General features: G+C 73.7%; 14 protein-coding genes and 1 tRNA gene. 5 read left to right on the top strand and 10 right to left on the bottom strand.

The annotated features are described in order from the left end of the window. Positions 1 to 55 precede the first annotated feature (55 nt). A complete protein-coding gene (gene lepA, locus ACFWOG_RS02455; protein ID WP_329885169.1) occupies positions 56 to 1924 on the bottom strand; it encodes a translation elongation factor 4 in 1869 nt (622 codons plus the stop codon). Between the two features lie 294 nt (positions 1925 to 2218). Here lepA and ACFWOG_RS02450 point away from each other — a divergent pair, with 294 nt between their 5' ends. The 3 genes from ACFWOG_RS02450 (at position 2219) to ACFWOG_RS02440 (ending at position 4170) form a co-directional block, all read left to right on the top strand. Next, positions 2219 to 2524, top strand: a complete 306-nt coding sequence (locus tag ACFWOG_RS02450) for an antibiotic biosynthesis monooxygenase (RefSeq protein WP_329951497.1) — start codon at positions 2219 to 2221, stop codon at positions 2522 to 2524. A 180-nt stretch (positions 2525 to 2704) separates the two neighbouring features. Further along, entirely contained in the window at positions 2705 to 2974 is a 270-nt protein-coding gene (gene rpsT / locus ACFWOG_RS02445; RefSeq protein ID WP_329885167.1) for a 30S ribosomal protein S20, read from the top strand. 509 nt (positions 2975 to 3483) lie between these two features. Beyond that, positions 3484 to 4170 carry a hypothetical protein gene (locus ACFWOG_RS02440; protein ID WP_380353945.1) on the top strand — a complete coding sequence of 229 codons (687 nt, stop codon included), beginning with the start codon at positions 3484 to 3486 and terminating at the stop codon, positions 4168 to 4170. Between the two features lie 144 nt (positions 4171 to 4314). On the opposite strand, the gene holA is transcribed toward ACFWOG_RS02440, so the two are convergent. After that, positions 4315 to 5313, bottom strand: a complete 999-nt coding sequence (holA, locus tag ACFWOG_RS02435) for a DNA polymerase III subunit delta (protein WP_329951496.1) — start codon at positions 5311 to 5313, stop codon at positions 4315 to 4317. Positions 5314 to 5384: 71 nt separating this feature from the next. Here holA and ACFWOG_RS02430 point away from each other — a divergent pair, with 71 nt between their 5' ends. Beyond that, on the top strand, positions 5385 to 5678 hold the full coding sequence (locus ACFWOG_RS02430) for a hypothetical protein (RefSeq protein WP_329885164.1): 294 nt from the start codon (positions 5385 to 5387) through the stop codon (positions 5676 to 5678). 224 nt (positions 5679 to 5902) lie between these two features. Here the strand turns inward: ACFWOG_RS02430 and ACFWOG_RS02425 are convergent, their stop codons facing one another. From ACFWOG_RS02425 to ACFWOG_RS02390, 8 genes are all read right to left on the bottom strand, one after another. Then, positions 5903 to 8272 (bottom strand): ComEC/Rec2 family competence protein, encoded by a 2370-nt coding sequence (locus ACFWOG_RS02425; RefSeq protein ID WP_380353941.1) that lies wholly within the window; start codon positions 8270 to 8272, stop codon positions 5903 to 5905. Between the two features lie 302 nt (positions 8273 to 8574). Next, the gene (locus ACFWOG_RS02420) at positions 8575 to 9705 is read right to left on the bottom strand and encodes a helix-hairpin-helix domain-containing protein (RefSeq protein WP_380353938.1); all 1131 of its coding nucleotides are present in this window, start codon (positions 9703 to 9705) and stop codon (positions 8575 to 8577) included. Positions 9706 to 9978: 273 nt separating this feature from the next. Then, positions 9979 to 10824 (bottom strand): DegV family protein, encoded by an 846-nt coding sequence (locus ACFWOG_RS02415; RefSeq protein WP_380353935.1) that lies wholly within the window; start codon positions 10822 to 10824, stop codon positions 9979 to 9981. Between the two features lie 53 nt (positions 10825 to 10877). Beyond that, positions 10878 to 11675, bottom strand: a complete 798-nt coding sequence (locus tag ACFWOG_RS02410; RefSeq protein WP_380353934.1) for a hypothetical protein — start codon at positions 11673 to 11675, stop codon at positions 10878 to 10880. Positions 11676 to 12079: 404 nt separating this feature from the next. Next, the gene (gene leuS / locus ACFWOG_RS02405) at positions 12080 to 14989 is read right to left on the bottom strand and encodes a leucine--tRNA ligase (RefSeq protein WP_380353931.1); all 2910 of its coding nucleotides are present in this window, start codon (positions 14987 to 14989) and stop codon (positions 12080 to 12082) included. 463 nt (positions 14990 to 15452) lie between these two features. Further along, positions 15453 to 17042 carry a hypothetical protein gene (locus ACFWOG_RS02400; protein WP_380353928.1) on the bottom strand — a complete coding sequence of 530 codons (1590 nt, stop codon included), beginning with the start codon at positions 17040 to 17042 and terminating at the stop codon, positions 15453 to 15455. A 164-nt stretch (positions 17043 to 17206) separates the two neighbouring features. Continuing rightward, positions 17207 to 17279 (bottom strand) — tRNA-Ala (locus ACFWOG_RS02395). A 206-nt stretch (positions 17280 to 17485) separates the two neighbouring features. Further along, on the bottom strand, positions 17486 to 18958 hold the full coding sequence (locus ACFWOG_RS02390; protein ID WP_380353926.1) for an MFS transporter: 1473 nt from the start codon (positions 18956 to 18958) through the stop codon (positions 17486 to 17488). A gap of 103 nt (positions 18959 to 19061) precedes the next feature. Here ACFWOG_RS02390 and ACFWOG_RS02385 point away from each other — a divergent pair, with 103 nt between their 5' ends. After that, the gene (locus tag ACFWOG_RS02385; protein ID WP_380353923.1) at positions 19062 to 20051 is read left to right on the top strand and encodes a helix-turn-helix transcriptional regulator; all 990 of its coding nucleotides are present in this window, start codon (positions 19062 to 19064) and stop codon (positions 20049 to 20051) included. The last annotated feature ends 172 nt before the right edge of the window (positions 20052 to 20223 follow it).

Genomic DNA, 20223 nt, shown 5'->3' with positions numbered 1-20223 from the left:
GGAACGCCCGAGGGGCCCGGGACGTCACGTCCCGGGCCCCTCGACGGCACCGTCGTTACTTCTTCTCCTTCGGCGCCTCTGCGTCCGTCGACAGCGCGGCGATGAAGGCCTCCTGCGGGACCTCCACCCGGCCGACCATCTTCATCCGCTTCTTGCCTTCCTTCTGCTTCTCCAGCAGCTTGCGCTTACGCGAGATGTCACCGCCGTAGCACTTCGCGAGGACGTCCTTGCGGATCGCCCGGACCGTCTCGCGGGCGATCACGCGCGAGCCGATGGCGGCCTGGATCGGCACCTCGAATTGCTGGCGCGGGATCAGCTTCTGCAGCTTGCCGGCCATCATCACGCCGTAGTTGTAGGCCTTGTCCTTGTGCACGATCGCGGAGAACGCGTCCACCGCGTCACCGTGCAGCAGGATGTCGACCTTCACCAGGTCGGCCGACTGCTCGCCGATCGGCTCGTAGTCGAAGGAGCCGTAACCGCGGGTCTTGGACTTCAGGTAGTCGAAGAAGTCGAAGACGATCTCCGCGAGCGGCAGCGTGTAGCGCAGCTCGACACGGTCCTCGGAGAGGTAGTCCATGCCCTGCAGGTTGCCGCGGCGGGACTGGCACAGCTCCATGATCGCGCCGACGAACTCGTTCGGCGCCAGGATGGTCCCGCGCACGACCGGCTCGTACACCTCGGCGATCTTGCCGGTCGGGAACTCGCTCGGGTTGGTGACGGTGTGCTCCGTGCCGTCCTCCATCACCACGCGGTAGATCACGTTCGGGGCGGTGGAGATCAGGTCGAGGTTGAACTCGCGCTCCAGGCGCTCCCGGATGATCTCCAGGTGCAGCAGGCCCAGGAAGCCGCAGCGGTAGCCGAAGCCGAGCGCGACCGAGGTCTCCGGCTCGTAGACCAGCGCGGCGTCGTTCAGCCGCAGCTTGTCCAGGGCGTCGCGGAGCAGCGGGTAGTCCGAGCCGTCCAGCGGGTAGAGGCCGGAGAACACCATCGGGCGCGGGTCCTTGTAGCCGCCCAGCGCCTCGGTCGCACCCTTGTGCATCGAGGTGATCGTGTCACCGACCTTGGACTGCCGGACGTCCTTCACGCCGGTGATGATGTAGCCCACCTCACCGACGCCGAGGCCGTCCGCGACCTTCGGCTCCGGCGAGATGACGCCGATCTCCAACAGCTCGTGCGTCGCGCCGGTCGACATCATCGCGATCCGCTCACGCTTGGTGAGCTGGCCGTCGACGACACGGACGTAGGTGACCACGCCGCGGTAGGAGTCGTAGACCGAGTCGAAGATCATCGCGCGGGCGGGGGCGTTCTTCACGCCGACCGGGGCCGGGATGTTGTCGACGATGTGGTCCAGCAGCTCCTCGACGCCGAGGCCGGTCTTGGCGCTGACCTTGAGCACGTCGCCCGGGTCGCACCCGATGATGTGCGCGATCTCCGCCGCGTACTTCTCGGGCTGCGCGGCCGGCAGGTCGATCTTGTTGAGCACCGGGATGATCGTGAGGTCGTTCTCCAGCGCCAGGTACAGGTTGGCGAGGGTCTGCGCCTCGATGCCCTGGGCCGCGTCCACCACCAGGACGGTGCCCTCACAGGCCGCCAGGGAGCGGGACACCTCGTACGTGAAGTCCACGTGGCCCGGGGTGTCGATCATGTTGAGGATGTGCGTGCTGCCGGTGTTGACGCCGGTCTTCGGCGCCCACGGGAGACGGACGGCCTGCGACTTGATCGTGATGCCGCGCTCGCGCTCGATGTCCATGCGGTCGAGGTACTGGGCGCGCATCTGCCGCGGGTCGACCACACCGGTGATCTGCAGCATCCGGTCTGCGAGCGTCGACTTGCCGTGGTCGATGTGGGCGATGATGCAGAAGTTGCGGATCAGCGCCGGGTCGGTACGGCTGGGCTCTGGCACATTGCTGGGGGTCGCGGGCACCTTGGTCCGATTCTCCGTTGGTCCGGGGGCCGGGGGTGTCCGGGTCATCGCTGACCGGCTTCCCGGGCGACCGGACGGTCGTCCGATCGAGATAGTTCCTCCCATCCTCCCACTTCCCGCGAGCAGGACGCGCGCCGCCGTCCGGTTCGCCCCTGCCGGGGCGCCTCCGGGGCGCCTCCGGGGCGCCTCCGGGGACGGTCCACGCCTCCGCCGGGCGCGTTCCACGGGCCTCTCCTGCGGACCTCGGCCGTCGACTCTCCCCCGGGCGACCGGGCCCGGGCAGGATGACGTCGCATGATCCTGGAAAGCGCACTGCTCGACGTCCTGCCCGGCCAGGAGGAGGCCTTCCTCTCCGCCTTCGCCGAGGCCCGACCGCTGATCTCCGTCCAGCCCGGCTTCCGCTCACTGGAACTGCGCCGCTGCCTGGACGAGGGGCGGGGCTCACGGTTCCTGCTGCAGGTGGAGTGGGAGAGACTGGAGGACCACACCGAGGGGTTCCGCCGCTCCGCCGAGTACCAGCGGTGGCGCGAGTCGCTGCACCACCACTACCGGCCGTTCCCCGAGGTGGAGCACTACGGCGAACCGGTCCTGCGTGCCTAGACCACGCCCGGAACCGGACCGGACCGCCGTACGGACCGCCGCCCGGTTTGGGGCGGACGGTGCGCCCCTGGTAGCGTTGGCCGCTGCACCTGGCCCCGGCATGCCCTCTCAGCTGGTCCGGCGGCCGCGCGGTGCAGCCCGTTCCAACCGTTTCATTCCAGACAAGACTGAGGCTCCTTCGTGGCGAACATCAAGTCCCAGATCAAGCGCAACAAGACCAACGAGAAGGCGCGCCTGCGCAACAAGGCCGTCAAGTCCTCGCTGAAGACCGCTCTGCGCAAGGCCCGTGAGGCCGCTGCCGCCGGCGAGACCGAGAAGGCCGCCGAGCTGGCCCGCGCCGCCTCCAAGGCGCTCGACAAGGCCGTGAGCAAGGGCGTCATCCACGCCAACCAGGCCGCCAACAAGAAGTCGGCCATCACCAAGCGCGTCAACACCGCCGTCCAGGCCTGACGCCCTCGGGGCCGCATCGACGGCCCCTCCCCTCGGGACGCACCGGCCCTCTACCCGGACGCCCGAGGAGCACAGAACGACTCGCACCGCACGCGGCCTGCGTTCGCCACGCGGGTGCGGTGCACAGAGCGCCACCAGAAGTGCCGGTTCCTAGGCCCTTCCACTGCTGCCCGCCCGGTACACACCGGGCGGGCAGCAGTCGTTTTCGGAGCCCGGTGACAGCGGTCGGGCGGGGCCGCTGCGACTCCTGTCGCGTCCCGCGGCCCGACCGATAAGGTCTGGTTCCGGCACCTTCGTCGCAGGCCCAAGGGGGGCTCACATTGGGGACACCACCGCCGCCACCGCCACCGCCGCCGCCACAGAGCGGGTCGGGCTTCGCCGGCTTCCCGCAGCAGCCACCGCCCTCGTCACCGCCGACGGTCCCCGCACCGGGCGGCCCTCCCGGCTTCGGTCCGCCGCCCGGGCTGCCGAGCTCGCCCGGCGCACCCACCCCGCCCGGGACCCCCACCGTGCCCGGCGGCGCAGCCGGTGCCGCGGGCGACCGGAAGGGCGGGAACCTGCGCCGGAACGCGATCTGGGCGTTCGTCGGTGCGATCATCGCCTCGGCCGCCTGGGCCGGCGCCGTCGCCGTCGTGCCCAGCCTCGTGGACGGCGGCTCCTCGGCGCAGAGCCTCCGCGGCTACCACCCCGTCGACAAGATCTGCGAGGCGGGCAAGCTCACCGGGTTCCGGCAGAAGTACAAGATGGTGGACAACTATCCGCTGGAGCACACCGGGCGCAGCGAGTCCATGGACATCATGCGGTGCTACGCCCTGGTGAAGCGGACGGTCAGCGACAGCGACACCCCGGACTACGCCACCCTCGACATCCGTGTCGAGCTGCACAAGGCCGTCGACTCCTCACCCGAGTTCGCCGCCACCCGGCACTACTTCGAGCAGCAGAAGTACGAGATCACCGACGTGCCGAACCTCGGCGAAGAGGCCTACTTCGCCTACGGGGACGAGCCGACCAGCTCCGACAAGAGTCTGCACGACATCAACTACTACCTACAGGTCCGCGACGGCGGTATGACGTACTCGTTCTACTGGACCGACAACTACCAGGTCGGCAAGAACCACACACTGGACCGCGAGACCGTCCGGCGGACCATCCTCGACGACACCCGCGACATGCTCAAGGCCATCGGCGGCAAGTAACCGGGAGGGGCGCCGGGGCGGCGGCCGGTGTGTCCGTCCCGGAGGCCGGGGCGCCCGCGTTGGCCGAGCGGCCCGGCCGTCCCTCTCCGGCCGTCCTGGCCCCCGGGCCCTACGAGCCCTACGAGCATCCCCCGGTGGACGTGGTCAGTACGACGGGCGGGAGCCTGCCCGGGCGGCCCTGGCCACGGCGACCACCGCCCGCTCCAGTGCGAAGGCCGGGTCGTCGGAGCCGCCCTTGACGGCGGCGTCCGCCTGCGCGATCGCGGTCAGCGCCACGGCCACGGCGTCACCGGTCCAGCCGCGCATCTGCTGCCGCACCCGGTCGACCTTCCAGGGCGGCATTCCCAGCTCGCGTGCGAGGTCCGCCGGACGCATGTTCCGTCCGGTCGTCGCCAGCCGCCCGATACTCCGCACACCTGACGCCAGCGCGTAGGTGATACCGGTCGGCGGCTGCCCCACGGCGAGCGCCCAGCGCAGCCGCTCCAGCGCCTCGGCGGCCCGACCGGTGACCGCGAGGTCCGCCACCTCGAAGCCGGTCGCCTCGGCCCGGCCGCTGTAGTAGCGGGCCACCACGGTCTCGTCGATCGTGCCCTCGACGTCCGAGGTCAGCTGGCTGCACGCGGCCGCCAGTTCACGCAGATCACTGCCGAGCGCGTCCAGCAGGGCCTGGCAGGCCTCCGGCGTCGCCGAGCGTCCGAGCGTCCGGAACTCGCCTTTGACGAACGCCAGCCGCTCGTTCGCCTTGGCCAGCTTGGCACAGGCGACCTCCCGGCCTCCTGCCTTCCGCCCTGCGTCCAACAGACCCTTGCCCTTGGCGCCACCCGCGTGGACCAAGACGATGATCACTTCTTCGGCGGGGGCCTCGATGTACGCCTTGACCTCCTTCACGGAGTCGGCGGAGAGGTCCTGCGCGGCCCTGACCACGATCACCTTGCGCTCGGCGAACAACGAGGGCGTGGTGAGCTCGGCCAGGCTGCCGGGCTGGAGGCTCCCTGGCGCGAGATCCCGCACGTCGGTGTCCGGGTCCGCCGCCTTCGCCGCGGCCACCACCTGGGCGACCGCGCGATCCAGCAGCAGCTCCTCCTGGCCGACCGCGAGGGTCAGCGGGGCGAGCAGGTCGTCGGGTGCACTCTTCCTGGCCATCGCCTACCAGCATCCCACGGGGTACGGACACCGCTGGCCCACCCGTCCGCCGCTCACGGGACAATGGCCCGGTGACCGAAGATCCCACCACCGACCAGCCCGGCGGCTTCGACCCCGGCGCCCGGCAACTGCTCGTCCTGCCCGACCGCGATGCCGCCGAGGAGGCCGCGGAGGAGCTCGGCTTCGACCACCCCGACCTCGGCGAACTTGAAATCGTCCGCGACGCTCTCGCCGGCGAGGACGACGCCGAGGACGCCCAGTGGCTGGTGGTCCTGGAGCCTCCGGACTCCGGCTGGACCCCGGACCGCCTCCGCGCCCTCGACGCCCTCGCCGCCACTCACGAGGGCTGGCGGGAGCAGGGCTGACCGCCGCTGCCCCTCGCGGACGGCCTCCACCGGTGGCCTCGCACAGGAAGTCGGCGGGTCCGACTTCCTGTGCGAGGCGATCGCGAACAACAACGTGCTCCCCGGGCTTCCCTCCCCCCACCCCCCCCACCCCCACCCCCTCCCCACCTCCTCCCTGGCCCCTGGCCCGCTCCCCTGGCCCGCAGCCCTGCTCGGGGTTGGGAGGAGGGCGGAGCTCCGGGGGATCACCCCGGCGGGGCGCGCCGCCCCGGGGCCGCGTGCGGACCCTGCGCGTGGACGACGGCTCCGAGGCGGGCCGGGGAGTCCCCCGTCACCGCGATGTCACCGACGCGGTCCGTCCGCAGCACCGTGGCCCCCAACGCGCGCAACCGGTCCACCGTCCGAGGCGACGGGTGGCCGTACGGATTGCCCGCACCACAGGAGATCAACGCCAGCCGAGGGCTCAACGCCGCAGTCAGGGACCAGTCCTGATGGGCCGAGCCGTGGTGGGCCACCTTCAGCACGTCCACCCGCGCACGGCCACCGGCCGCACTGAGCCGGCTCAGCAGCGCCTCCTGCGCCGGCGGCTCCAGATCGCCCAGCAGGGCCAGCCGCAACCCGCCCGCCAACGTCACCAGCACCGCGACGCTCGCGTTGTTCGCGCCTGAGGCCACCAGCGGCTCCGCTCCGTCCGGCCACAGCACCTCCCACGACACCTCCGACCCCGCCGAGCGTCGCTCCCCGCGCCCCGCCCGCATCAGCGGCACCCCGGCCGCCGCCGCCCACGCCGCCACCCTGGCGGCCTCGCCCGGCGGGTCGTCCAGCACCGTCCCCTCCAACGCCCCGACCCGTCGGCCCCGCAGCACGCCGGGCAACCCCTCGACGTGATCGGCATGGAAGTGGGTCGCCAGGATCAGCGGCACCCGGGTGATCCCGAGGTCGCGCAGGCACCGGTCGGCCGTCCGGGGATCCGGCCCGGCGTCCACCACCACGGCACTGTCCGGCGGGTCGTGGCCCTCCCCGACGACGGGCAGCACCAGCATGTCCCCCTGCCCGACGTCGCACATGACCAGCCGCCAGCCCGGGGGCGGCCAGCCGGTCGCGACCCTGGCGAGCAGGGGTGGCCGGAACAGCACGGCGAGCAGGGCCAGCAGGAGCACGCCCGTCACCACCGGCCGGAGCCTGCCGCGCGGCGCTCGCCGTCCCCCCGGGCCGGCGCGGCGGGGCAGCAGCAGCGGAACCGTCCAGCAGAACGCGACCGTCCCCACGGCGAGCGTGGCCGTGCCGACGAGGCCGCCCGACCAGGACAACCGGGCCCCCGGAAGCTCGGCTCCGTGCCTGGCCACCGCGGCCAGCCAGCCGGCCGGCACCGCGGCCGGTTCGGCCAGCAGCCTGGCCAGCGCCGGGGAGAGCGGATCGACCGCGAGGACAGTGAACCCGAGCAGGGTCGCCGGGGCCACCGCCAGCTCGGCCAGCAGGTTGCACGGGACACCGACCAGGCTGACGTGCCCGGAGAGCAGCACCGTCACCGGCCCGCAGAGCGCCTGGGCCGCAGCCGTCGCCCCGACGGCACCCGCGAGGCGGTCCGGCCAGCCACGGGCCCGCAGGGCGTCCGCCCAGTGCGGGCCGAGAACCAGCAGTCCGGTGGTGGCGAGCACCGACAGTAGGAAGCCGAAGGAGCGAGCCAGGTACGGGTCGAGGAGGACCAGGAGCAGGGCGGTGCCCGCCAGGGCCGGCACCGCCTGGCGGGGGCGGCCGGTGGCCAGCGCCAGCAGTCCGAGCAGTCCTGTCCCCGCCGCCCTGAGCACGCTGGGTTCCGGACGGCAGATCGTGACGAAGGCCAGCGTGACAACGGCTCCGAGCAGCGCGCTGGTGCGTAGCGGGATCCCGAACAGGGCGGCCAGGCCGCGCCGTTCGGCGGTTCCGGCCCGGCCCGGCGCGCCCAGCAGTACGCCGAGCACGATCGCGAGGTTCGCTCCGCTGACGGCGACCAGGTGGGCCAGGTCGGTGCTCCGGAACGCCTCCCGGAGCTCGTCGGGCAGGCGCGAGGTGTCCCCCACCACCAGACCGGGCAGGAGCCCTCGCGCGTCCGGCGGGAGGTGGTCGGTCGCCGCGCGCAACCCGGACCGCAGGCGGCCGGCGATGCGTTGCGCGACGTTCGGCGGCGCGAGCTGTCGCGGCTCGCCGTGCACGATCAGGAGTGCCGCCGACGCGTCGTCCTGCTCCCCCGCCGGGCGGACCGTCGCCGCGACGGCCAGTTCGGTCGAGGGCAGCAGGCGCTCCCAGGTGTCCGCCCCGTCCCCTCGGACCATCACCGTGACCGGTGTGCGGGTACGGACCGTGTGCGGGCCCGGGCCGGGGAGGAGGCCGTCCGGGATGGCGACCCGGTCCACGACCGCGTCCACGGTGAGCAGACGTTGTCCGGTGCCGGACCCCCCGGTCCGTGAGGCGTGTACGTGGGGATCGCCGGTGACGGTCAGTTCGACGTCGACGTCCGGGGCGGGAAGGGCGGCGCGGGCCAGCTCGGGCAGCGGGCCCCGGTGCAGGTCGGCGGTGTGGAGGAAGGTGGCGCCCGCGGCAGCGGCCCCGGTGAGCAGCAGGGCTGCCAGTGTCACGGCGGCGGAACGGCGGCTGCCGGTGCCCGGGGGGCGGACGAGCAGGACGAGCCCGAGGAGTCCGGCCGCCCCTGCGGCCGGGAGAAGAACCGCCCCGTGACCGGGCCCCATCCCGAGGGCCGCAGCCGAGACCGCCCAGGCGGAGACGGCGGGCAGGAGCAGGCGGAAGTCGCTCGGCCGCGTCGTGGTCGGTGTCGGGCTCTTCCTCGTGACGGGGGTGAGGGCGGTGGTGGCGATGACGGCACCTCCTTCCGGGCAGGGGTGGGTACGGGAGCCGCCGGTGGGAGCGGTCCGGCCGGTCGTCAGAGGGTGAGCAGCGGTTTGATCTCCGTATAGGTCCGCTCCCCGATGCCACTCACCTGCCGGAGCTGGTCGATCGAACGGAACGCGCCGCCGTGCGAAGTGCGGAAGGCGATGATCCGCTGGGCCAGGGTCGGACCGACGCCGGGGAGGGTGTCGAGCTGTTCGAGGGTGGCGCGGTTCAAACTGACGGGCTGCTTCGGCGCACCGGCCGGCGGTGGCCCGGTCGCCGCACCGGCGGCCGGCTGGAGGCCGGGTTCGCCGACGAGGATCTGCTCACCGTCCGTCAGTACGCGGGCCAGGTTGAGGTTCCTGGTGTCCGTCCCCGGCAGCGGGCCGCCGGCCGCGCGCAGGGCGTCCGCGACCCGGGAACCGCCGGGCAGGGTGTGCAGCCCCGGCGAGTGGACCCGGCCGCCGATGTCGACCACCACCGGGGCGGACGCGCCCGCGCCCGCGGCGGTGCCGCTGTCCGCAGCGCCCGTCCCGGGGCCGCCACCGGCCTCGGGACCGGCCAGGCCCGACAGCGGGGTGCCGGGCCCCACCGAGGCGACCGCCACCGTCGGCACGTCGACGGATTGCGGCCTGGCCAGCCAGAAGTGCTGGACTCCGTAGCCCACGGCGAGCAGCAGCAGGACGAGCAGTCCCGCCACCGCCCGCCGGTCGAGGGCGTGGGCCGCGCCCGCCCACGGGTACGCGCCCGCCGGTACGACGGCCGGGCTCCCGCCGGGCGGCCCGGTCGGCAGGCTGTCGGACGGGGGTTCGCCCGGCCCGTCGGGCGGCCCGACGGGCGGCACACCGGGCGGTGGAACGGGTGCCGCGTCCGGTCGCCCGCGGGGCGGCCCGGTCCCGGCCGGTTCACCACCGGCCAGGGAGCCACCCGCAGGAAAGTCACCGATGGGAAGGTCGCCGGCGAAGAGGCCGGCGTGCAGGGGCCCGCCGCTCGGCGGCCCACCGGCCGGGGAGGCTCCGGCGCGCTCCGCCGCCTGCGCCCGGGCAGCGGGCTTCTCGTACACCGACAGCTCTTCGGGCAGCTCCTCGGCGGCCGGCAGCAGTGCCGCCATCCGCAACCCCGCGGTCTCGGTGATGTGCTGAATCCGGCGGCGCCTTGTCGCGCCGATGCGCATGCTCGTCATGCGGAGCACGGTAGGAGTCGCTGCGGAGTCGCGCGGAAATTGCCGATGCCCTGTGGAAAACCGGGGGGCTGTGGAAAGAAGATGTCACCCACAGGGGGTAGTTGACCATGTGCGCATTGACGGTACGCCGGCTCCACGGGCCCCCGAGCCTACGAAGCGTTCCGCCACCGGCCCGTTCGCAGCAACCCCCTGGCCGCGACTCACGGGAGCCGGACGGAGCCACCCGCGCCGGGCCCACCGGGCCCACCGAGGTTCACCGGAGCCCACCACGACTCACCGGGGTGAGACCACCACCGCCAGCAGCCCCGGTCCGACGTGCGCACCGATCACCGCACCGACCTCACCCACGTACAGGTCGCGCAGCCCCGGTACCCGCCCGCGCAGCCGCTCCGCGAGCGGCTCGGCCCGGTCCTCCGCGGCCAGGTGGTGGACCGCGATGTCGACCTCCTGCTCCCCCGCCCGATCGACCGCGATCTCCTCCAGCCGGGCGATCGCGCGGGACGCCGTCCGGACCTTCTCCAGGGGTTCGATCCGCCCCCCGTCCAGGTGCAGCAGCGGCTTGACCGCCAGCGCCGAACCGAGCAGCGCCCGAGCGGCACCGATCCGGCCGCCCCGGCGCAGGTACTCCAGCGTGTCGACGTAGAAGAAACCGCTGCTCACGGCCGTCCGCCGGGTGGCGGCCTCCGCGGCCTCGTCCAGGCCGCGCCCGGCCGCGATCGCCTCGGCAGCCGCGAGCACCCCGTACCCGAGCGCCATGCCGACCAGTCGGCTGTCCACCACCCGGACCGGGACGGGCGACTCCGCGGCGGCCAGCCGGGCCGCCTCCGCCGTCCCCGAGAGCTCGCCGGAGATGTGCACCGAGACGATCCCCTGCGCGCCGTTCTCGGCGGCCGACCGGTAGGCGGCCGCGAACGACTCCGGGCTGGGCCGTGAGGTGGTCACCCGGTGTTTGCCCCGCAACGCCTCGGCGACGTCCTTGGGAGAGATCTCGACCCCCTCCGCGAACACGTCGTCACCGACCGCGACGCTCAGCGGGACCACCGTGATGCTGTGCCTGTCGACCGCTTCCTGGGGCAGGTAGGCCGTGGAATCGGTGACAAGCGCGAGGTCGGCGGGCATGAGGCGGAGGTTACCCCCCGCATGGCCCGGGCGACAGCGCCCGGACGCCCTGCTCAGCTCGCCGAGGGACCGGCCGTAGGCTTCCGCAGCCGGTGCGCCAGCTTGGCCAGCGGGTCGGAGAGACCCAGCAGCTCCTCCGCGCTCGGCCGACCGCTCGTTCCGTCCGGCAGCGCGTTCCGGGCCGCCCCGTCCCGCGCGGCCTCACGCGCGGCGCCCGCACCGGCCGCCCCGCCGCTCGCCGCGCCCGAACGCGCCCCGCTGGCAGCACCCGCAGCACCCGCACCCGCAGCGCCCGCAGCAGCGTCCCAGTGGCGCAGCGCCCCCGCCTCGTTCTCGCACTCCTGGCTCAACCGGCCCAGCTCGTCGTCCGCGAACCGGTGCATCCGGTCCTGGGCGGCCCAGCGCATCGTCTCCGCGGAGTGGGTGATCCGCTCGGCCCGCTCCCGCAGCTCGGGCAGCTTCGCCGCGATCCGGCCGACGTCGGGCTCGCGCTCCAGCGTCCGCAGCTCGCCGTCCAGCTCGGCCGCGTGGGTGTCCAGCCGGGCCAGCAGCGCGAGCGACTCGGTGAGCTGGCCGTCCTGGGTGAGGCCGCCCTCCAGGACCTGCCGGGTGCCGCTCAGGGAGGTCCGCAAGCCCAGCCGGACGGCGGAGATCTGGCCCTGCGGGCCGGTCTGGGTGTAGGTCTTGGCCTTGAGCGTGACGTTCTCCACCGCACGCCGGGCTTTGGCCTCCTGGCGTTCCATCTTCTCGCCGACCGCGCGGGCCGCCTTCACCACGCCGACCACGACGAGCGCAGCCACCACGAGCCCGAACAGCAGGGCCAGTCCGACCATCACGCCGAGCACGTCCATCACGAGCCACCTTCCGCCAGCCGAACCGGCCCCCACCGGTCCCAACGCGGGCCGGACCACCGAGGGTTCCACCGTAGCCCCCGTACTCGCCGGGGAGGAGACCGATCGGGCCCGGCGGGCCCGAGATCAGGGACAGATCCGGGATCACCCCGAGAGCACCCGGCCGCTCCGGCCCCCGTTCTGCCCATACCCGCTCTGCCCGTACTCGCTCTGCCCACACCCGCTCTGCCCATACCCGCTCTGCCTGCGCGCGCCCGGCGGGGCCGGCCCCGGAACGCCGCGGGGCGGGCGCCCCCGAAGGGACACCCGCCCACAGCTCGCCGTCCGAACGTCCTCACGCCGGTCGGCGTCACCCGGTCGGCGAGGTCCGCCGGCCGAGGCCGACCGGGCGTGGCCGACCGACGTCAGCCGGTGACGATGTTGACCAGCTTCGGCGCCCGTGCGATCACCTTGCGCACCTGGGCCCCGCCGATCGCCGCGACGACCGCCGGGTCGGCCAGCGCCAGCGCCTCCAGCTCGGCGTCCGAGATCGAGGGCGCGACCTCCAGCCGGGCCTTGACCTTGCCCTTGACCTGCACGACGCAGGTCACCGACTCGTCGACCACGAACGCCGGGTCCGCGACCGGGTAGTCGGTGTGGGCCAGCGACTCGACGTGGCCCAGCCGGCGCCACAGCTCCTCGGCGATGTGCGGGGCCAGCGGGGCGACCATCAGCACCAGCTGGTCGGCCACCTCGCGCGGCGTCGAACCGCGCTTCACCAGGAAGTTGTTCAGCTCGATCGCCTTGGCGACGGCCGTGTTGAACCGCAGCCCGGCCATGTCGCCGCGGATGCCGTCGATGGCCTTGTGCAGCGCGCGCAGGGTCGGCTCGTCGGCCGGCTCGTCCACGACGACCAGCTCACCGGTCGTCTCGGAGACGACGTTGCGCCACAGCCGCTGCAGGAAGCGGTACGAGCCGACGACCGCGCGGGTGTCCCAGGGACGGGAGACGTCCAGCGGGCCCATCGACATCTCGTACAGGCGCAGCGTGTCCGCGCCGTACTCGTCGGCGATCTCGTCCGGGGCGACGGCGTTCTTCAGGGACTTGCCCATCTTGCCGGCCTCGCGCTTGACCGGCTCGCCCTGCCAGGAGTAGGCGCCGTCGCGCTCCTCCACCTCGGTGGCGGGCACCGGGAAGCCGCGCTCGTCACGGTAGACGTCGGCGGTGATCATGCCCTGGTTGAACAGCTTGTGGAACGGCTCGACGGACGAGACGTGGCCCAGGTCGTGCAGCACCTTGTGCCAGAAGCGGGCGTACAGCAGGTGCAGCACGGCGTGCTCGGCACCGCCGACGTACAGGTCGGCGCCGCCGCCCGGCTTCTGCTCGGTGGGGCCCAGCCAGTACCGCTCGTTGGCCGGGTCGACGACGTCTGCGCCGTTCGTCGGGTCGACGTAGCGCAGCTCGTACCAGCAGGAACCGGCCCAGTTGGGCATGGTGTTGGTCTCGCGGCGGTACTTCCTGACGCCGTCGCCCAGGTCCAGCTCGACGTTGACCCAGTCCTCGTTGCGGGACAGCGGGGTCTTCGGCGAGGAGGTGGCGTCGAAGGGGTCGTAGGTGTGCGGCGAGTAGTCGTCGACCTCGGGGACCTCGACGGGCAGCATCGACTCGGGCAGCGCGTGCATGACGCCGTCCTCGTCGTAGACGATCGGGAAGGGCTCGCCCCAGTACCGCTGGCGGCTGAACAGCCAGTCGCGCAGGCGGTAGTTGACGGTGCCCTCGCCGATGCCGCGCCCGGCCAGCCAGGCGGTGACGGCGGCCTTGGCGTCGACGACGCCCAGGCCGTTCAGCGAGATGCCGTCCTCGGTCCCGTCCGCGTGCGCCGAGTTGACGATGACGGAGTCGTAGGTGTCGAACGCGTCGTCCCAGTCGTGCGGGTCCTCGCTGCGGCCGTCGGTCGGCTCGACGACGCAGCGCATCGGCAGTTCGAAGGCCCGCGCGAAGGCGAAGTCGCGGTGGTCGTGGGCGGGGACGGCCATGATGGCGCCCGTGCCGTAGCCCATCAGCACGTAGTCGGCGATGAACACCGGTACGGGCTCGCCGCTGACCGGGTTGACGGCGTAGGAGCCCGTGAAGACGCCGGTCTTGACCTTGGCCTCGACCTGGCGCTCGACGTCGGACTTGGCGGCTGCCGCGGCGCGGTAGGCGGCGACGGCCTCGGCGGGGGTGGCGGCGGCGCCGGTCCACTCCTCCCGGGTGCCCTCCGGCCAGGACGCCGGCACGATCGCGTCGACCAGGTCGTGCTCGGGGGCCAGCACCATGTAGGTGGCGCCGAACAGGGTGTCGGGACGGGTGGTGAAGACGGTGATCTTCTCGGCGTCACCGGTCGGCGTGTCGACGGCGAAGTCGACCCGGGCGCCCTCGGAGCGTCCGATCCAGTTGCGCTGCTGCAGCTTGATGGCCTCGGGCCAGTCCAGCAGGTCCAGGTCCGAGATCAGCCGGTCCGAGTAGGCGGTGATCCGCATCATCCACTGGCGCAGGTTGGACTTGAACACCGGGAAGTTGCCGCGCTCGGAGCGGCCGTCCGCGGTGACCTCCTCGTTGGCCAGCACGGTGCCCAGGCCGGGGCACCAGTTGACCGGCACCTCCTTGGCGTAGGCCAGCCGGTACTCGCCCAGCACCTCGTCGCGCTCGGCGGCGCTCAGCGACGCCCAGGCCCGGCCGCCCGGTACCTCGCGCGAGCCGTCCTCGAAGCGGGCGATCAGCTCGGTGATCGGGCGGGCCTTGCCGGCCTGCGCGTCGTACCAGGAGTTGAAGATCTGCAGGAAGATCCACTGCGTCCAGCGGTAGTACTCCGGGTCGATCGTGGAGATCGAGCGGCGCGGGTCGTGGCCCAGGCCCAGCCGGCGCAGCTGCTGGCGCATGTTGGCGATGTTGGCTTCGGTGGAGATCCGCGGGTGGGTGCCGGTCTGCACCGCGTACTGCTCGGCGGGCAGGCCGAACGCGTCGTAGCCCAGGGTGTGCAGCACGTTGTGGCCGGTCATCCGCTGGTAGCGGGCGAAGACGTCGGTGGCGATGTAGCCCAGCGGGTGGCCGACGTGCAGGCCCGCGCCCGACGGGTAGGGGAACATGTCCATGATGAAGCTGTGCGGCTTCGCGGCGACGTCACCGGCTGCCGGGTCGGCCAGGTCACCGGCCGGGTTGGGGGCGTGGAACGTCCCCTCCTTCTCCCAGATGTCCTGCCAGCGGGACTCGATCTCCGCCGCCAGGGCGGCGCTGTACCGGAACGGCTCGGTCGCGGTCTCGGCCGCGCCGGACGCAGGGGTCGTCTCGCTCATGGTCCTTCAAGCTCCATCGATGTCAGTTGGCGAACCGGCGCGCCGGGCCGGCTGCGGCGAACGGCGCCCGGGCCGGGAAACCCGGGCGGAGACCGGGCGAACACCCGGGCGGAAAACAAAAAAGCCCCTCGCAGGAGGGGACGCCACGCCGACTCCGGCTCCGCCCGAGGGCGCGGCCGGTCCTGGTCAGCGCGGCCGGCTAAGGAGCAGGCGCACGGTTCGCATGGGCTCAGGGTACCGCAAGGGGGTCAGACCCCTCCCGGCCGTTCCCGCCGGTGGATCCGCAGCGCCCGCGGCAGCGGCCCGGGCGGGTATTCCGGACGGACGGCCCGGGCGTTACTCCGGGCGGTGCTCCGGACGCCGATCGGGCCCACGTTTCGGACGGCGGCCCGGCGGGCGGTCGGACGCCGGTCGGGACAGCGCTTCAGGACTGCGGTTCGGGACTGCGCTTCAGGACTGCGCTTCAGACCGCGACGGCGGTTCCGGCGGTCTCCTCCGCACCCCCACGGGTGGTTCCGGTACGGGCGCCCGCGGCAGTACCGCCGACCGCACCACCGTCACGCGGCCCTGGCACCTCCGCCACCCCCGGAACATCTGCCGAGGCCGCAGCCGCCTCCGTCGCCGTCTCCGCCGGATCGGCGGTCGCCGCCGAGGACGGCACCGTCACTGTCGCCGCCCGGAACGCCGCGTCGATGTCGCGCAGCGCCCGCGCGACCCGCTCCGACTGCATCCCTGCGGCCAGCGCCCGGGCCTCGTCCGCCGTGGCGATCGCCGAAGCCGTGTCACCCGTGCGGCGCCGGGAGTCGGCCAGCCTGACCATGAGGAGGGCCCGGGCCCGCGCCCGGTCGGGCCCGAGGCCCGCCACCGCCTCGGCCAGCAGGGCCTGGGCACGCCGGTGGTCGCCCAGGAAGAGGTACCCCTCCCCCACCATGCCCGCCAGATCGGCCCGCACCTCACCTGGGCCGACCCCGTCACCTCCGCCGAGCCCGTCACCCCCGCCGTACCCGTCCGCCTCGGCGCCCCCGGCGACCGCCCGTCCCGCACCGGCGGCGGTGCCCACCCCGACCGCGCCCAGCTCCGTGAAGGCCCGCTCCGCGGCCTCGGCCAGGGCGTCCCCGTGGCCCCGCCGTCCGTACGCGCGCGCGATCCGTCCGAACTGGAGCGCCCGGTCGGCCGGACCGAGCGCGTCCCCGGCCGCCGCCACCGCCTCCGCCAGCACGGTGACCACGTCCGGCCCGCGTCCGCCCGCCCCCTGGGTGGCCAGCACCACCAGGCCGCCCACCACCGCCACCCCCTGTCCGTGCTCGCCGCTCACGTGCGCAGCCCGCAGCGCGGCCGCGAACGCCCGCTGGGCGGCGGCCTCGTGGCCGAGGTCGTAGGCCGCCCAGCCGGCCAGCCCGGCCAGTCGGCTGGCCGCGCCGTACAGGGCCCGGCCGAGCGGTTCGTCGTAGGCGCCGAGCTCCAACAGCTTGGCGACCATGGCCAGTTCGGCACGCGCCGGTCCGAGGACGAGTCCGCCGCCGCAGGAGCGTTCCAACCGGAGCTTGCTGCGGTACCCGAGGTCGAGTTCACCGACCAGGCCGGGAGCGATGCGCAGCACGCCGTCACCGCCGGCGACGGGCGGCGGCGGGGTGGTCAGCCGGCGGGCCGCCTCGGCGAGGTCCGAGTCGCGGAAGAGGTCGGCCAGGCGGACCGGTCCGGCATCGGTGGCCGCCTCACGCAGCGCGGTCTGCGCGGTGTCGGCCGTCCACGGGTCGGTGAGCAGCCGCGGGGAGAGGATCTTGGCGCCCCGGTGGCCGCCCATCCGGCCCCAGAGCTGCTCGTAGGTGACGGCGATACCGAGGGTGCGGCTGAGTACCTCACAGACGGCCTGGTCGTGCGGACTGCGCGGGACCATGCCGCGGTCGCGCCACTTGTAGGGGGCGGTGGAGCTGATCGCCAGCCGCGCCGGCAGCGCGAGGTTGACCTCGCGGGCCAGCCGCTCCGGGTTCCAGCCGAGCTGGTGCAGTATCCGGGCGAGTTCCTCGTTGCGTCTGCGCTCCAGATCCGCCATGGCTCCGACGGTAGCGGTCCGCCGGGGCCGCACGCCCCGGCGTTGCGAAAAGCCGCGGTCGCCCCGCGCCGGCCCGGCCCCGCCCGGCGGCCCCATCCGGCGACCCCGACCCCGGAGAACGCCGAAGGCCGCCTCCCGATCCGGGAGGCGGCCTTCGACTTCTGTGGAGCTACGGGGAATTGAACCCCGGACCTCTTGCATGCCATGCAAGCGCTCTACCAACTGAGCTACAGCCCCTTGACTTGCAGTGTCACCGGGGGTTTCGTTCCGTTTCCCTCGGCGACATCGCCTACTTTACACGGTCGGAGGGGTGCTCCACGAATCCGTTCTCCGGGCTCACCGCGCAGGCCCGCCGCACGGGTCCACGGCGCAGGGCAACCGCGCCGGCCCACCGCGCGGCCGGCCCGTGCGGTGAGCACGCGGTGGGCGCGCGACCGGGCGCGCTACTCGGCCGACGCCCGCCGGACCCGCACCGCGAAGAAGGCCGCGAGCGCCGCTCCCACGCCGGCCACGACCGTGGTGACGAGTAGGGCGTACCCGGAGTCCCGGGCGGGTGCCGGCACGTCGACCGAGCCGAGGAACACCGAGCCGAGCAGCGCCACCCCGGCGACCTGGCCGAGCTGGATGGTCGTGACCATCACCCCGCTGGCATCCGCCGCGTCCGCCGGGGCGACCCGGCCGAGCGCCCGGGCGAACAGCGGCGCGTAGGAACAGCCCGCGACCAGCCCCAGCACGGCGGTCAGCAGCAGCGCGCCCGCACCGACCCCGGTACCACCGCCCAGCATCAGACCGAGCAGCACGTAGCCGGGGGCGAGGAGCGCGGTGCCGAGGACCGGCAGGGCGCCGTGCAGCCGACGGGGCAGCCGCTGCCAGTGCAGGCTCGCGACGCCGAAGCCGACCGCGATCGGCGCCGAGCAGAGTCCGGCGTGCAGCGCGCTGTAGTGGAGTCCGGTCTGCTGGTGCAGGGCGAAGGCGAACATGAAGCCCGCGAAGGCCGCCATGATCATGAACAGGGCGCCGGCCGCCGGAAGCAGACCGGCCGCTCCGAGGACCCGGCCGGAGATGAGCGGCTGCCCGCCGCGCCGCGCGATCCGCCGTTCGACCACCACGAACACGACGACCAGGGCGGTGCCGGCGCCGAGCATCGCCCAGCCCCAGGCGGGCCAGCCCAGTTCGTGGCCGAGCACCAGCGGCACCACCAGCAGGCCGAGGGCTGCGGCCAGCACGACCAGGCCGGGGACGTCGAAGCCGCGGTCGCGGTCCCCGGGCAGGTCGGGCAGCAGCCGGGCACCGGCCGCGAGGAGCAGCAGCCCGATCGGCACGTTGACCAGGAACACGGGGCGCCAGCCCGAACCGAACAGATCGGCGTTGACGAGGATCCCGCCGAGCACCTGACCGGCCGCCACGCCCCCGGCCAGCACGGCCGCGTAGAGCCCGAGCGCCCTGGTCCGGGCCGGTCCGGTGAAGGTCCGCTGCACCAGGCTCATCACCTGGGGCACCATCAGGGCCGCGCCGGCGCCCTGGAGCAGCCGGAACGCGATCAGCCAGCCGGTGGAGGGGGCGAGCCCGCAGGCCAGCGAGGCGGCGGTGAAGAGGGCCAGGCCGTGCTGGAAGAGCCGGCTGTAGCCGTACCGGGCGCCCAGCCGGGCACCGGTGATCAGGAGGACCGCGTAGGCGACGGTGTAACCGGCCACGACGAACTGGAGGGCGGCGCCGGAGGCGCCCAGGTCAGTGCGGATGGTCGGCACCGCGACGTTGACGACGGCGGTGTCGAGGACGGCCGTGAACTGGCCGCAGAGCACGAGCGCGAGGAGCAGCCCGGGCCGGGTGCCCGGCGCTGCGGCGGGTGGGGCGCCGAGCGGGTCGGCGGGTGGGGCGGCGCCGGACGGGCCGCGCCGGGTCTGGAGATCCGTCATGGACCGAGCGTCACCGAGCGCCGGTACCGGTGGTTAGAGCCTGCTGATCCTGGTACTGGCAGCACCCTGTCCGGCCCGGGCGGGCTGCGGCACGATGGCGGGTATGACCGTCCTGGACGACCGCGGCGCCGCCGGGCTCACGACCGAACGCCCCACCACTCCTCCCACCTCCACCGCCGGCGGCGCCGCGCCCGGCCGCCGGGGCCGCCGCCGGTCCGAGCTCGCCCGGTACCTGCGGGCCTGCCGGGCCCGGGTGGCCCCCGAGGAGGTCGGCCTGCCGCCGGGGCTGCGCCGCCGCACGCCGGGGCTGCGCCGGGAGGAGGTCGCACAGCTCGCCGGCGTCGGGGTGACCTGGTACACGTGGCTGGAGCAGGGGCGTCCGATCAACGCCAGCGAGCAGGTGGTGACCGCGGTGGCGCGGGCACTGCGGCTGGACGCGACCGAGCGCGAGCACCTGCTCCGGCTGGCCGAGGTAGCGGTGCGTCCGCCGGCGCAACCGGAGCCGCCCATCCTGGACCCGTCGACCCAGGTGATCCTGGACGCGCTGGTGCCGCTCCCCGCCGCCGTCTCCAACACCCGGTTCGACGTGCTGGCCTGGAACGGACCGTACGAGGCGCTGTTCGCGGCGAGCCGGGCACGGACGGACGAGGGCTGGTTCAACAGCCTCTGGTGCACGGTGACCAGCCCCACGTGCTGCAACCCCTTCCTGAACCGGGAGGAGGCGCTGCCGCAGATGGTCGCGGTGCTGCGCAACGCGTACGGCAAGCATGTCGGCGAGCCGGTCTGGGAGAACCACGTGCGGGCGCTGGCCGCGGTGAGCGAGGACTTCCGGGAGCTGTGGGCCCGGCAGGAGGTGGCGCCGCAGCGGACGTCGTTGAAGGTCTTCCGGCACCCGGACGTGGGGGTGCTGCGGCTGAACGCGACCTACCTGACGATCCCGGGGGTGCCCGAGACGTTCGTGGTGGTCTACACGCCGGACGGGCCGGCGGACCGCGAACGGATCGAGCGGCTGGCCACCCTGCCGCCCGGCGGCTGGGCCAACCCGTGCGACCACTCCGACACCTGTCCCGACCGCTCCGGCGGAACGAGCTGAGCGAGCCGAGCGACCGACCCGACCCACCCGACCGCCACGACCGCCACGACCGGCGACCGGCGACGGCGACCGGCGACCGGCGACCGGCGACCGGCGACCGGCGACCGGACAGGGCACACGCGGCGGGCGCCGCCCGGCGGCAGCGCACGGCAAGAAGGCCGCCACCCGGTGG

Origin of the sequence: Kitasatospora sp. NPDC058406 (genome assembly GCF_042722765.1) — a bacterium.
Lineage (GTDB): Bacteria > Actinomycetota > Actinomycetes > Streptomycetales > Streptomycetaceae > Kitasatospora.
The sequence above is the reverse complement of the archived record's forward strand: the minus strand, read 5'-3'. Positions and strand labels throughout refer to the sequence as shown.

Coding starts and splice junctions, on each gene's coding strand:
- ACFWOG_RS02410 (WP_380353934.1), bottom strand. CDS start 11,675: ATGGACGTGCTCGGCGTGATGGTCGGACTGGCCCTGCTGTTCGGGCTC.
- ACFWOG_RS02420 (WP_380353938.1), bottom strand. CDS start 9,705: ATGACGAGCATGCGCATCGGCGCGACAAGGCGCCGCCGGATTCAGCAC.
- ACFWOG_RS02400 (WP_380353928.1), bottom strand. CDS start 17,042: ATGGCGGATCTGGAGCGCAGACGCAACGAGGAACTCGCCCGGATACTG.
- ACFWOG_RS02385 (WP_380353923.1), top strand. CDS start 19,062: ATGACCGTCCTGGACGACCGCGGCGCCGCCGGGCTCACGACCGAACGC.
- leuS (WP_380353931.1), bottom strand. CDS start 14,989: ATGAGCGAGACGACCCCTGCGTCCGGCGCGGCCGAGACCGCGACCGAG.
- ACFWOG_RS02450 (WP_329951497.1), top strand. CDS start 2,219: ATGATCCTGGAAAGCGCACTGCTCGACGTCCTGCCCGGCCAGGAGGAG.
- holA (WP_329951496.1), bottom strand. CDS start 5,313: ATGGCCAGGAAGAGTGCACCCGACGACCTGCTCGCCCCGCTGACCCTC.
- ACFWOG_RS02390 (WP_380353926.1), bottom strand. CDS start 18,958: ATGACGGATCTCCAGACCCGGCGCGGCCCGTCCGGCGCCGCCCCACCC.
- ACFWOG_RS02415 (WP_380353935.1), bottom strand. CDS start 10,824: ATGCCCGCCGACCTCGCGCTTGTCACCGATTCCACGGCCTACCTGCCC.